This is a genomic window from Pseudomonas sp. GM18 (assembly GCF_000282195.1).
GTDB lineage: Bacteria > Pseudomonadota > Gammaproteobacteria > Pseudomonadales > Pseudomonadaceae > Aquipseudomonas.
The window spans coordinates 1-13,493 of record NZ_AKJT01000137.1 but is presented as its reverse complement, the minus strand read 5'-3'; the positions used below and the strand labels follow the sequence as shown (position 1 = coordinate 13,493).

Below are 13,493 nucleotides of genomic sequence, written 5' to 3'. Positions count from 1 at the left end.
GGGAATGCATCCCGTGACGCTCTGCGTCACATCCAAAGGCGGAACGCGGAGCGTCCCCGGCGGCGTTCCCACGCAGAGCGTGGGAACGATCGGCCCACGTACATGCCATTAGTCAGCGGGACTTGGGTTTCTTTACGTCAAGCCGGCGCAAATGGCAGGTCACTTCTTCACGGTCGTGATACAGCTGCTTGCAGCCGATTTCAACCCGAATGCCCCGCGCCTTGAACCCCTCGGCAATACGCTCCAGCAAACGCTTCACTTCGGCATAACGCTGTTTCATCGGCAGCTTGAGGTTGACCACCGCTTCCCGGCAATGCCCCTCGCCAATCCATTCTTCCAGCATCGCCGCGTTGCGCGCCGGCTTCTCGACGATGTCGCAGACCATCCAGTCCACCGGCTGCTTGGGCTTGAAGGTGAAACCGTCGGCCATCAAGTGCTGCACCAGACCGGTGTCCATCAGGCTTTCAGCCATCGGGCCGTTGTCGATGGCAGTCACCAACATGCCGCGGTTGACCAGTTGCCAGGTCCAGCCGCCAGGGGCGGCGCCGAGGTCGACACCGGTCATGTCGCTGTGCAGGCGCTCGTCCCATTGGTCGCGGGGGATGAAATGGTGCCAGGCCTCTTCCAGCTTCAATGTCGAACGGCTCGGCGCTTCACGGGGAAACTTCAGGCGTGGAATGCCCATTGGCCACATTGCCGAGTTGTTCGACTCCGCCAGCCCCATGAACACTTCGCGGCCGCTCTTGAAGGTCAGCAGCAGCCGCGGTTTGTTGGGGTCTTCCACCAGTTTGCCGGCGGCCATCAGCGCCTTGCGCAGGTGCACTTCGAATTTCTTGCAGAAGTTCGACAGCTCTTTGCCATCGTTGGTGTCGACCATTTCCAGCCACAGGCTGCCGCACAGCGGGAAATCCGCCATGTGCGCGAGGATCACGCTGATGCGGTCGGTTTCCGGCAGATCAATAAAGATCCCACGAGCCCACTGACGCGGGAAGATCAGGTCGGCGAAACGCTGGCCATGCATCAGGCGCTCGGCGCCGTCTTCTTCGGTGCAGATAAATTCGGCATAGGCGCTGGCGGTCTTGGCCTTGGCATAACCGGCCACGTTCAGCCGCGCGGCATGTTCGGAAATCTCGGAACAGACTTCGCCTTCGAAGCCCGGCCGGCAATGCATAAAGAGGGTGTTCATTCTTACTCCTGGGCAGTTGGCGGAAAAATTGCGCCACTGCGCGATGCCCAGACTTGCGTTGAAGCAAAGCCTGTCACGAAAACCGGCGCATGATAGCCGAGATCGGGGCCTTGGACTTGTCCATAGCGTCCAGTTATTAGCCTTAAGCACCAAACAGGACTAGGTTTAAACCTCTGCCCTTCCCTCCGTCCGTAGCCGTGTGGACTTAAAGGAGTCATTTCAATGCCGTCCCTCGATAGCCTGAAAACCCTTAAAACCTTACAAGTCGACGACAAGACCTATCACTATTTCAGCCTGCCCGAAGCCGCCAAGAGCTTGGGTGATCTGGACAAGCTGCCCATGTCGTTGAAAGTGCTGCTGGAAAACCTGCTGCGCTGGGAGGACGAGAAAACCGTCACCGGTGCCGACCTCAAGGCGATTGCCGCCTGGCTCAAGGAGCGTCGCTCCGATCGCGAAATCCAGTACCGCCCCGCGCGGGTATTGATGCAGGACTTTACCGGCGTCCCCGCCGTGGTCGACCTGGCCGCCATGCGCGCCGCCATGGCCAAGGCCGGTGGTGACCCGCAGCGAATCAATCCGCTGTCGCCGGTGGACCTGGTGATCGACCACTCGGTGATGGTCGACAAGTTCGCCAGCTCAAGTGCCTTCGAACAGAACGTCGACATCGAAATGCAGCGCAACCATGAGCGTTACGCCTTCTTGCGCTGGGGCCAGAGCGCCTTCGACAACTTCAGCGTGGTGCCGCCCGGCACCGGCATCTGTCACCAGGTCAACCTTGAATACCTGGGTCGCACCGTCTGGACCAAGGATGAGGACGGCCGCACCTATGCCTTCCCCGATACCCTGGTCGGCACTGATTCCCACACCACCATGATCAACGGCCTCGGCGTACTCGGCTGGGGCGTCGGCGGGATCGAAGCGGAAGCGGCGATGCTGGGCCAACCGGTGTCGATGCTGATTCCGGAAGTGATCGGCTTCAAACTCAACGGCAAGCTCAAGGAAGGCATCACCGCCACCGATCTGGTGCTGACCGTCACCCAGATGCTGCGCAAGAAAGGCGTGGTCGGCAAATTCGTCGAGTTCTACGGCGACGGCCTCGCCGATCTGCCGCTGGCCGACCGCGCAACCATTGCCAACATGGCTCCGGAATACGGCGCCACCTGCGGTTTCTTCCCGGTGGACGAGGTGACCCTGGAATACTTGCGCCTGTCCGGTCGCACCGCACAAACCGTGAAACTGGTGGAGGCCTACAGCAAGACTCAAGGCCTGTGGCGCCTGCCCGGCAAGGAGCCGGTGTTCACCGACAGCCTGGCCCTGGACATGGGCAGCGTCGAAGCCAGTCTCGCCGGGCCGAAGCGCCCACAAGACCGCGTCTCGTTGCCGAATGTCGCGCAAGCGTTCACTGACTTTCTCGGCCTGCAAATCAAACCCACCAGCAAGGAAGAAGGTCGCCTCGAAAGCGAGGGCGGCGGTGGCGTCGCTGTAGGCAACGCCGATCTGATCGGTGAGATGGACTATGACCACGAAGGTCGCACTCATCGGCTGAAAAACGGTGCGGTGGTGATTGCCGCGATCACCTCCTGCACCAACACCTCCAACCCCAGCGTGATGATGGCTGCGGGTCTGTTGGCGAAGAAAGCCATAGAGAAAGGCCTCAAGCGCAAACCGTGGGTCAAGAGTTCGCTGGCCCCCGGCTCGAAAGTGGTCACCGACTACTACAAGGCAGCCGGCCTGACCCACTACCTCGATCAACTCGGTTTTGCCTTGGTGGGTTATGGCTGCACCACCTGCATCGGTAACTCCGGACCGTTGCCGGAGCCGATTGAAAAAGCCATCCAGAAAGCCGACCTGACCGTCGCCTCCGTGCTCTCGGGCAACCGCAACTTTGAAGGTCGTGTGCATCCGCTGGTGAAAACCAACTGGCTGGCCTCCCCGCCCCTGGTCGTCGCCTATGCATTGGCCGGCACGGTGCGCATCGACATCAGCAGCGAGCCCTTGGGTCACGACAAGGACGGCCACCCGGTTTATCTGCGAGACATTTGGCCGAGCACCAAGGAAATCGCCGACGCGGTGACGCAAGTGAACACCGCGATGTTCCACAAGGAGTACGCCGAAGTGTTCGCCGGTGACGAGCAGTGGCAGGCGATCGAAGTGCCACAAGCGGCGACTTATGTCTGGAACAACGACTCGACCTATATCCAGCATCCGCCCTTCTTCGATGACATTGGCGGCCCTGCGCCGGTGGTCAAGGATGTCGAAGGGGCGAAAGTCCTCGCGCTGCTCGGCGATTCGGTGACCACCGACCACATCTCCCCGGCCGGCAACATCAAGACCGACAGCCCTGCCGGTCGCTACCTGCGCGAGCAAGGGGTGGAACCGCGGGACTTCAACTCCTACGGCTCACGTCGCGGTAACCACGAAGTGATGATGCGCGGCACCTTCGCCAACATCCGCATTCGCAACGAAATGCTCGGCGGTGAAGAAGGCGGCAACACGATTTACATTCCGACCGGGGAAAAGCTGCCGATCTACGACGCGGCCATGCGTTACCAGGCATCGGGCACGCCGCTGGTGGTGATCGCCGGGCAAGAATACGGCACCGGATCGAGCCGCGACTGGGCAGCCAAGGGCACCAACCTGTTGGGGGTCAAAGCCGTCATTGCTGAAAGCTTCGAGCGGATTCACCGTTCAAATCTGGTGGGCATGGGTGTGTTGCCATTGCAGTTCAAGCTGGATCAGAACCGCAAGAGCCTGAACCTCACCGGCAAGGAAACCCTGGACATCCTTGGACTGACGGGCGTCGAGCTGACTCCGCGGATGAACCTGACACTGGTCATCACCCGTGAAGGCGGCAGCCAGGAAAAGGTCGAAGTGTTGTGCCGGATCGATACCCTGAACGAAGTGGAGTACTTCAAGGCCGGAGGGATCTTGCATTACGTGTTGCGGCAGTTGATTGCCTCGTAACAGCCAGCCGACAACGACACCGCCTTCGGGCGGTGTTTTTGTTTGGGCGGCGTACGCCTCTATAATCGCGTGCGCCAAACAGGCACCTCCGCTCTCAAGGACTTCAAATGATCGCTCTGCCATGGATCCATCTGGCACTTCTCTCCCTTGGCTACTGCCTGGCATTGATCTACGGCCATCTCGGCTGGCTGGCTGCCATTTCTTTCGGGTTACTGCTGATCGCCGGTTTCGCCGTTCGCCAACAACAGATTCCCCTCGGCCGCTACCTCGGCCACGGCTTGTTCATCGTCCTGGCGGTGGCGCTGGCGACACACTGGCTTCCCGGTTTCTACAACGGTCGAGCCATCGATCCCCAGCGTTTCACCGACGATGCCGTGCGGTTCGCCATGTACCTGAATCTGGACAAACCCCTGATCGGCTTCTGGCTGTTGCTGGTTTGTCCGTGGATCATCGGTCGGCGCTCCCTGCGCCTGTCCGTGTATGCCACCGCCCTCGCCCTGACCGTGAGTGCCGTACTGGCTCTGGGTGGTGCGCTGTTGCTGGGGGTGATCAGTTGGGCACCGAAATGGCCGGATCAGGTCTGGCTGTGGATGCTGAACAATCTGTTGCTGGTGACGCTGGTGGAAGAAGCGCTGTTTCGCGGCTACATCCAGGGCGGTCTGAGCCGGCAGTTCAAACACCTGCCTTATGGCGAAAATCTTGCCTTGCTGCTCGCATCAATGCTGTTTGGCCTCGTTCATCTCGGCGCTGGCTGGCAATGGGTGTTACTGGCGAGCCTGGCGGGGATCGGCTACGGCCTGGCCTACCGATTCGGCGGGTTAGCTGCGGCCATCGCCACCCATTTTGGTTTGAATCTGCTGCATTTCGGCTTGTTCACGTATCCGATGCTCGCGGGATGACGCACCGGTCGTTTTACGACGCGCCACTGATTATTGAAAAAAAACCTCAATAAATTCCTGAGGATGCCGATATCCCTTCAAAGCCTTGCGGATTGAAAAAGCCATGCGTAACAACCAGCCCATTACACAACGCGAACGGACCTTCCCGGCTCAGCAACGGTTGATTTCCACCACCGATGCCAAGGGCGTGATCACCTACTGCAACGATGCTTTCATCGAAATCAGCGGGTTTTCTCGTGAGGAACTGATCCGTGCGCCGCATAATCTGGTTCGTCACCCCGACGTCCCGGCTGCGGTGTTTGCGCACATGTGGGACACACTGAAACAAGGCTTGCCATGGATGGGCATTGTCAAGAATCGCTGCAAGACCGGTGACCACTATTGGGTTAACGCCTATGTCACACCGGTGTTCGACGGCAATCAGGTGATCGGTTACGAGTCGGTGCGGGTCAAACCCACCGCCGAGCAGATCCGCCGTGCCGAAGCGCTCTACCAACGCATCAACCAGGGCAAGTCAGCCGTTCCTCAAACAGATAAGTGGTTGCCGGTGCTTCAGGACTGGCTGCCGTTCATTCTGGTCAGCCAGCTGAGCTTCATGATAGGCGCCACCCTGACGTCGCAATGGGGCTTCGCCCTGGCCGCCGGTCTTTCGGTGCCGTTGGGCTTGATGGGCTTGGGCTGGCAACAGCGCGGCATCAAGCGTTTGCTGCGCCTGGCCGAACAGACCACGTCCGACCCGTTGATCGCGCAGATGTACACCGACAGCCGTGGCGCCCAGGCGCGCCTGGAGATGTCGATCCTCAGCCAGGAAGCACGCCTGAAAACCTGCCTGACCCGTCTGCAGGACACCGCCGAGCACCTGACCGAGCAAGCGAAACAGTCCGACACCCTGGCCCACAACAGCTCCACCGGCCTGGAACGTCAGCGCGTCGAAACCGAGCAAGTGGCGACCGCCGTTAATCAGATGGCCGCCACCACTCAGGAAGTCGCCAGTCACGTGCAGCGCACCGCCGACGCCACTCAGGAAGCCAATCGCCTGACCGGTCGCGGTCGCGACATCGCAGGCGAAACCCGCGAAGCCATTCAGCGCCTGTCGGTGGTGGTGGGTGAAACCGGCCTGACCGTTACGCAACTGGCCAAGGACAGCGACGAAATCGGCGGCGTGGTCGACGTGATCAAAGGCATCGCCGACCAGACCAACCTGCTGGCCTTGAACGCCGCCATTGAGGCCGCGCGTGCCGGTGAGATGGGCCGTGGTTTTGCGGTGGTGGCCGATGAAGTGCGCCAATTGGCGCAACGTACCAGCGAATCCACCGGACAGATCCATGCCCTGATCGCCAAGCTGCAACAAACCGCCAGCACCGCGGTGCAAACCATGGAAGCCGGGCATCGCCAGGCCGAAGAAGGCGTGGCGCGGGTGCTGGAGGCGGATCAGGCACTGGTGGGAATTAGCGAAGCGGTGGCCCACATCACTGACATGACCACCCAAATCGCTGCCGCGACCGAAGAGCAAAGTTCGGTGGCCGAAGAAATCAGCCGCAACATCAGCAACATCTCACAACTGGCAGACCAGACCTCGGAACAGGCACAGAACTCGGCGCTGCTGAGTGAAGAACTGACCAAGACCGCGAATACACAGTATTCGTTGGTGGAGCGGTTTAACCGCTGATCGTGGTCGAAAAACAAAAAACCCGGACAGCGAAAGCTTCCGGGTTTTTTATTGTCATTCTGAAAGGTCTGGTGCCGCGAGACCGCCGCCTCAGATTACACATCTATGCGCCCCTGCCTACAACCGGCCCAGAATCCCCCGACTTGTCCACCTCAGAGTCCGACTCTATTGTTTGCCGGTAAAAACTCAATCACTTAAGCTGGTCAGCATGAATACATCTCCTTCGGAGGCTCCGATGGCCACCACTAGAAAGATCGGCAAGCCCGACAAAAAGGTCGTTCGCGATGAACTGACGTTCCTTGATGTTCAGCAAGCCGCGCGTGATGGGCAAAAAGCGTTCGATAAATTTGTGATCACTGGCAAGCTACCTATTAGAAAGTAGCCATGGATGCCAGTGGAGCGGTTTAATCGATAACCTTAAAGTCAAAAGATCGCAGGCTGCGCCAGCTCCTACATTTGAACGGCGTACACCCTGTAGGAGCTGCCGAAGGCTCGGGCCGCGTTCGGACGATCTTTTGATCTTGCTTGCGCGGACATCAAAGTCAAAAGATCGCAGGCTGCGCCAGCTCCTACATTCGAACGGCGTACACCCTGTAGGAGCTGTCGAAGGCTCGGGCCGCGTTCGGACGATCTTTTGATCTTGCTTCTCACAGAAATCCGGCGACCTTCTTCGCTGTCGCGTCCAAATGCTGCTCATGGGTAAACCCCGAAGCCTTCAACGGCTTCAAATCATGATCCCCCGCCCCCAACCAAAACACCTCAATCCCCGGCGATAACGAATACCCTTCGACCGCCTCGCGATTCCCCAGCGCATCCCGCTCCCCTTGAACAATCAACGTCCGAGTCTGCAAAGAAGCCAAATGCTCAACCCGAGGCTTCTCTGGCTTCCCAACCGCATAAAACGGATAACCCAGGCATACCAACGCATCGGCGCCGAGCTCATCGGCGAGCAGACTGGCCATCCGCCCCCCCATGGACTTGCCGCCAATGGCCAGACGCCCAGTGACATGGCGTCGCACCACGGCGTACACCTCGCGCCAGCATTCCAGCAACTTCGGTGCTGGATTCGGTGGGCGCTTGCCGCCGTCCACTCGCCGTTGCGCCATGTAGGGAAACTCGAAGCGCAACACGTTGACGCCTTGCGCGGCAAGGCGCGCAGCCATGTCGTTCATCCAGCCGCTGTCCATCGGCGCACCCGCGCCATGGGCGAGGATCAGCGTCGCCGAGGCCGGCACCGAGGCGGCATTCCACAGCCATCCGTGATCCCGCATGCACTGCGCCCATTGATCCCCGTCAATACTGGCCTTGTGCTGTTTGTCCATGCTTGCCTCGCTTTTAGTCTGCCTATAACTCCAGGCGAAGGGAGCGTCTGCCTTGCGGCTTACTCGCAAAGACAGGCCCTCACTTCGGCTGAACCGTGGATGGGGAACCATGAACACTTCTATCAGTACCGCCTACAACTACAAGGTGGTCCGCCAATTCGCCATTATGACGGTGGTGTGGGGCATCGTCGGCATGGGGCTCGGGGTTTTTCTCGCCGCCCAGTTGGTTTGGCCCGAACTCAACTTCAATCTGCCATGGACCAGTTTCGGCCGGTTGCGCCCGTTGCACACCAACGCGGTGATCTTCGCCTTCGGCGGCTGCGCCCTGTTCGCCAGTTCGTTCTACTCGGTACAGCGCACCTGCCAGACTCGGCTGTTTGCGCCGAAAATCGCCGCGTTCTGCTTCTGGGGCTGGCAACTGGTGATCCTGTTGGCGGCCATCAGCCTGCCGCTGGGGTACACCAGTTCCAAGGAATACGCCGAACTGGAATGGCCGATCGACATCCTGATCACCATCGTCTGGGTGGCCTACGCCATCGTGTTCTTCGGCACGATCATGCAGCGCAAGACCAAACACATCTATGTCGGCAACTGGTTCTTCGGTGGATTCATCATCACCGTGGCGATCCTGCACATCGTCAACAACCTGGAATTGCCGGTGAGCCTGACCAAGTCCTACTCGCTGTACTCCGGTGCGACCGATGCCATGGTGCAGTGGTGGTACGGCCACAACGCCGTGGGCTTTTTCCTCACCGCCGGTTTCCTCGGGATGATGTACTACTTCGTGCCGAAACAGGCCGAGCGCCCGGTGTATTCCTATCGCTTGTCGATCGTGCACTTCTGGGCGCTGATCACCCTGTACATCTGGGCCGGTCCCCACCACTTGCACTACACCGCGCTGCCGGACTGGGCACAGTCGCTGGGCATGGTGATGTCGCTGATCCTGCTGGCGCCGAGCTGGGGCGGGATGATCAACGGCATGATGACCCTGTCGGGCGCCTGGCATAAGTTGCGCAGCGACCCGATCCTGCGTTTCCTCGTGGTGTCCCTGGCGTTCTACGGCATGTCGACCTTCGAAGGGCCGATGATGGCGATCAAAACGGTCAATGCCCTTTCCCACTACACCGACTGGACCATCGGCCACGTTCACGCCGGCGCGCTCGGCTGGGTGGCGATGATTTCCATCGGCGCGCTGTATCACATGATCCCGAAAGTCTTCGGCCGTGAGCAGATGCACAGCATCGGCCTGATCAACGCGCACTTCTGGCTCGCCACCATCGGCACCGTGCTGTACATCGCCTCGATGTGGGTCAACGGCATCGCCCAGGGCCTGATGTGGCGCGCAGTCAACGAAGACGGCACGCTGACCTACTCCTTCGTCGAAACCCTGGTGGCAAGCCACCCTGGCTTCATCGTGCGACTGGTGGGCGGCGCGATCTTCCTCAGCGGCATGTTGCTGATGGCTTACAACACCTGGCGCACCGTGCGGGCCTCGCAGCCTGCCGAAGCCGTCGCTGCCGCGCAGATCGCCTGAGGAGTCCGCCATGAAACACGAAACAATCGAGAAAAACGTCGGCCTGCTGATGTTGCTGATGGTGTTCGCCGTGAGCATCGGCGGCCTGACCCAGATCGTCCCGCTGTTCTTCCAGGACGTGACCAACAAACCGGTGGAAGGCATGAAGCCCTACACCGCATTGCAACTGGAAGGTCGTGACATTTACATCCGCGAAGGCTGCGTCGGTTGCCACTCGCAGATGATCCGCCCGTTCCGCGCCGAGACCGAACGCTACGGCCATTACTCGGTGGCCGGGGAAAGTGTCTGGGATCACCCGTTCCTCTGGGGCTCCAAGCGCACCGGGCCGGACCTGGCGCGAGTCGGCGGGCGCTACTCCGAAGACTGGCACCGCGCGCACTTGTACAACCCGCGCAACGTGGTGCCGGAATCGAAGATGCCGGCGTATCCATGGCTGGTGGCCAACCCGCTCGACAGCAGCCACACCGAAACCAAGATCCGCGCCATGCGCACCCTCGGCGTTCCGTACACCGACGAAGACATTGCAGGCTCAGTCGCTTCGCTCAAGGGCAAGACCGAAATGGACGCGCTGGTCGCCTACCTGCAAGTGCTCGGCACTGCCATCAAGAGCAAGAGGTGAGTCATGGCCATGTTCTTTGGAATAAGTAGCGAAATGAGCAGCGGAATGATCCGCGGCCTGGGCACGGTCGTGGTGTTCGTGGCCTTCGTCGGCCTGACGCTGTGGGTGTTCAACAGCAAGCGCAACTCGCAATTCGCCGAAGCGCGCCTGCTGCCGTTTGCCGACGAGCCGCAACAAGACACTACCCAAGAATCTGCAACAACAAGGAGTACCCGGCCATGACCACCTTCTGGAGTACGTGGATCTGCGTACTGACCATCGGCAGCCTGATCGGCCTGACCTGGCTGCTGATCGGCACCCGCCGGGGCGAAACCAAGGGCAGCGTCGACCAGACCATGGGCCACAGCTTCGACGGCATCGAGGAGTACGACAACCCGCTGCCGCAGTGGTGGTTCATGCTGTTCGCCGGCACCCTGGTGTTCTCGGTCGGCTACCTGATTCTTTATCCGGGCCTGGGCAACTGGAAAGGCATCCTGCCCGGTTATGAAAACGGCTGGACTGGTGTCCATGAATGGGAAAAGGAGATGAACAAGGCGGACGCCAAATTCGGGCCGATCTTCGCCAAATTTGCGGCAATGCCGGTCGAAGAAGTGGCGAAAGACCCGCAAGCGCTGAAAATGGGCGGCCGCCTGTTCGCCTCCAACTGCTCGGTGTGCCACGGTTCGGATGCCAAGGGCGCGTTCGGCTTCCCCAACCTGGCCGACAGCGATTGGCGCTGGGGCGGGAGCGCCGAGACGATCAAAACCACGATCATGGGCGGTCGCATGGCCGCGATGCCGGCGTGGGGTGAAATCCTCGGGGACGCGGGCGTGAAAAACGTCGCCGCGTACGTGCGTCACGAATTGGCCGGCCTGCCGCTGCCGGCCGACAGTGGTGCCGACGTGCAAGCCGGACAGCAATTGTTCAGCACCACCTGCGTAGCCTGTCATGGGGCAAACGGCCAGGGCACTGAAGCCATGGGTGCGCCGAATCTGACGCACCCGGCCGGTTTTATCTACGGTACTAGCCTGGCGCAATTGCAACAGACTATTCGCCATGGCCGCCAGGGCCATATGCCGGCGCAAAACGAACTGCTGGGCAACGACAAGGTGCAATTGCTAGCCGCTTATGTGTACAGCTTGTCCCACGGAGTCAGCACCGAGCGTTTGCAGGCACAAGGCAAAAGCGAATAATTTTTGACCGCTCTGCTGCCGCATTCTGCGCAATGCGGCAGTTCCCTGTCTCTTTGCGACCCATTGTCGCACCCTCTGATTCCCCTTCCTTTCGGTTCACCAGATTCGGGTCTAAGCTTCCTCGGTGCGGACTGGCATGAGTCGGTTCCAGGTCGATTTTTACCCGATGTGTTCGACGATTCTGCTCGATGACAGGCCGCAAAGGCTGGTAGATACCGGCTGTCGCGCAAATTGCCGTCTGTCCCTCGATCATTGCGTTTGAACACACGCAGTTACAACTGACCTGAGCCCCTCGCCTTTTTCATCCGCTGCGACATTTTGTCAGAGGGCAATTTTGTCCTTACACGGCGCATGGAAAGGCCGCAGAATCAGCTTTTGAAAGCATTGACCCAGGTCATGGCGCGTTGCAATGACCCCCTGCTTTCTCCATACTTGCGGCCGATTTTTAATCCTAATAAAACACCCAAACCGTGGAACCTTAGAATGAGCACAGCAATCAGTCCGACTGCTTATAACTATAAGGTAGTCCGCCAGTTCGCCATCATGACGGTGGTCTGGGGGATCCTTGGCATGGGGCTTGGTGTCTTCATCGCCTCACAGCTCGTATGGCCGGAATTGAATTTCGGTCTGCCGTGGACGACTTTTGGACGCTTACGCCCGTTGCACACCAACCTGGTGATTTTCGCCTTCGGTGGTTGTGCTCTGTTTGCCACTTCCTATTACGTCGTGCAGCGAACCTGCCAAACGCGACTGATTTCCGACAGCCTCGCGGCCTTCACCTTCTGGGGTTGGCAAGCGGTGATCGTCGGCGCGATCGTGACCTTGCCGATGGGTTTCACCACCACCAAGGAATACGCGGAACTGGAATGGCCCCTGGCTATTCTGCTGGCCATCGTCTGGGTCACCTACGGTCTGGTGTTCTTCGGCACCATCGTCAAGCGCAAGACCAAGCACATCTATGTCGGTAACTGGTTCTACGGTGCCTTCATCGTCGTGACCGCGATGCTGCACATCGTCAACCACATGTCGCTGCCGGTCAGCCTGTTCAAGTCCTACTCGGCCTACGCGGGTGCGACCGACGCGATGATCCAGTGGTGGTATGGCCACAACGCCGTGGGCTTCTTCCTGACCACCGGCTTCCTGGGGATGATGTATTACTTCGTGCCGAAGCAGGCCGAGCGTCCGATCTACTCCTATCGTTTGTCGATCGTGCACTTCTGGGCGCTGATCACCCTGTACATCTGGGCCGGCCCGCACCACCTGCACTACACCGCACTGCCAGACTGGGCTCAGTCCCTGGGCATGGCGATGTCGATCATCCTGCTGGCTCCGAGCTGGGGCGGCATGATCAACGGCATGATGACCCTGTCGGGCGCATGGCATAAGCTGCGCACCGACCCGATCCTGCGCTTCCTGGTCGTGTCGCTGGCGTTCTACGGCATGTCGACCTTCGAAGGCCCGATGATGGCCATCAAGACCGTCAACTCGCTCTCGCACTACACCGACTGGACCATCGGCCACGTACACGCTGGCGCGTTGGGCTGGGTAGCGATGATCTCGATCGGCGCGATCTACCACATGATTCCGAAACTGTTCGGCCGTGCGCAGATGCACAGCACCGGCCTGATCAACGCCCACTTCTGGCTCGCGACCATCGGTACCGTGCTGTACATCGCGTCGATGTGGGTCAACGGCATCACCCAGGGCCTGATGTGGCGTGCAATCAACGATGACGGCACCCTCACCTACTCGTTCGTGGAAGCGCTGCAAGCCAGCCACCCTGGTTTCATCGTTCGTGCCCTGGGCGGCGCGTTCTTTGCCAGCGGCATGCTGTTGATGGCCTACAACGTGTTCCGTACCGTTCGCGCCTCGGACCCGGCTGAAGCTGAAGCCGCCGCCAAGATTGCTGTAGTTGGAGCTCACTGATGAAGCATGAAGCAGTCGAGAAGAATATTGGCCTGCTGGCCTTCTTCATGGTTATCGCCGTCAGCATCGGCGGCCTGACCCAGATCGTTCCGCTGTTTTTCCAGGACGTTACCAACAAGCCGGTCGAGGGCATGAAGCCTCGTACCGCCCTTGAACTGGAAGGCCGCGACATTTACATCGCCAACGGTTGTGTCGGCTGCCA

Annotated in this window: 12 protein-coding genes; 10 read left to right on the top strand and 2 right to left on the bottom strand. The window is 59.9% G+C overall.

From position 1 onward, the window contains the following. Positions 1 to 112: 112 nt before the first annotated feature. The gene (gene rlmM / locus PMI21_RS00055; protein WP_007942222.1) at positions 113 to 1,186 is read right to left on the bottom strand and encodes a 23S rRNA (cytidine(2498)-2'-O)-methyltransferase RlmM; all 1,074 of its coding nucleotides are present in this window, start codon (positions 1,184 to 1,186) and stop codon (positions 113 to 115) included. A gap of 222 nt (positions 1,187 to 1,408) precedes the next feature. Here rlmM and acnA point away from each other — a divergent pair, with 222 nt between their 5' ends. From acnA to PMI21_RS29780, 4 genes are all read left to right on the top strand, one after another. Further along, the gene (acnA, locus tag PMI21_RS00060) at positions 1,409 to 4,150 is read left to right on the top strand and encodes an aconitate hydratase AcnA (protein WP_007942221.1); all 2,742 of its coding nucleotides are present in this window, start codon (positions 1,409 to 1,411) and stop codon (positions 4,148 to 4,150) included. A 107-nt stretch (positions 4,151 to 4,257) separates the two neighbouring features. Further along, on the top strand, positions 4,258 to 5,049 hold the full coding sequence (locus PMI21_RS00065) for a CPBP family intramembrane glutamic endopeptidase (RefSeq protein WP_007942219.1): 792 nt from the start codon (positions 4,258 to 4,260) through the stop codon (positions 5,047 to 5,049). 103 nt (positions 5,050 to 5,152) lie between these two features. Further along, positions 5,153 to 6,718 carry a methyl-accepting chemotaxis protein gene (locus PMI21_RS00070; RefSeq protein ID WP_007942218.1) on the top strand — a complete coding sequence of 522 codons (1,566 nt, stop codon included), beginning with the start codon at positions 5,153 to 5,155 and terminating at the stop codon, positions 6,716 to 6,718. A 235-nt stretch (positions 6,719 to 6,953) separates the two neighbouring features. Beyond that, positions 6,954 to 7,100, top strand: a complete 147-nt coding sequence (locus tag PMI21_RS29780; RefSeq protein ID WP_007942217.1) for a hypothetical protein — start codon at positions 6,954 to 6,956, stop codon at positions 7,098 to 7,100. 265 nt (positions 7,101 to 7,365) lie between these two features. Here the strand turns inward: PMI21_RS29780 and PMI21_RS00075 are convergent, their stop codons facing one another. Continuing rightward, positions 7,366 to 8,040, bottom strand: a complete 675-nt coding sequence (locus PMI21_RS00075) for an alpha/beta family hydrolase (protein ID WP_007942215.1) — start codon at positions 8,038 to 8,040, stop codon at positions 7,366 to 7,368. 109 nt (positions 8,041 to 8,149) lie between these two features. On the opposite strand from PMI21_RS00075, the gene ccoN (PMI21_RS00080) reads away from it, so the two are divergent. The 6 genes from ccoN (PMI21_RS00080) to PMI21_RS00105 all read left to right on the top strand — a co-directional run. After that, positions 8,150 to 9,574 carry a cytochrome-c oxidase, cbb3-type subunit I gene (gene ccoN / locus PMI21_RS00080; protein WP_007942213.1) on the top strand — a complete coding sequence of 475 codons (1,425 nt, stop codon included), beginning with the start codon at positions 8,150 to 8,152 and terminating at the stop codon, positions 9,572 to 9,574. Positions 9,575 to 9,584: 10 nt separating this feature from the next. Next, complete coding sequence (gene ccoO / locus PMI21_RS00085) at positions 9,585 to 10,193, top strand: cytochrome-c oxidase, cbb3-type subunit II (RefSeq protein WP_007942211.1); 609 nt, start codon at positions 9,585 to 9,587, stop codon at positions 10,191 to 10,193. Between the two features lie 3 nt (positions 10,194 to 10,196). Then, the gene (locus PMI21_RS00090) at positions 10,197 to 10,415 is read left to right on the top strand and encodes a cbb3-type cytochrome oxidase subunit 3 (RefSeq protein WP_007942210.1); all 219 of its coding nucleotides are present in this window, start codon (positions 10,197 to 10,199) and stop codon (positions 10,413 to 10,415) included. Continuing rightward, on the top strand, positions 10,412 to 11,365 hold the full coding sequence (gene ccoP / locus PMI21_RS00095) for a cytochrome-c oxidase, cbb3-type subunit III (protein ID WP_007942209.1): 954 nt from the start codon (positions 10,412 to 10,414) through the stop codon (positions 11,363 to 11,365). The genes PMI21_RS00090 and ccoP overlap by 4 nt, the downstream gene beginning before the upstream one ends. A 483-nt stretch (positions 11,366 to 11,848) precedes the next feature. Further along, on the top strand, positions 11,849 to 13,291 hold the full coding sequence (ccoN, locus tag PMI21_RS00100; RefSeq protein ID WP_007942208.1) for a cytochrome-c oxidase, cbb3-type subunit I: 1,443 nt from the start codon (positions 11,849 to 11,851) through the stop codon (positions 13,289 to 13,291). After that, the coding region (locus PMI21_RS00105) for a cbb3-type cytochrome c oxidase subunit II (RefSeq protein WP_007942207.1) at positions 13,291 to 13,493 on the top strand (203 nt) is incomplete at its 3' end. The genes ccoN (PMI21_RS00100) and PMI21_RS00105, both read left to right, overlap by 1 nt.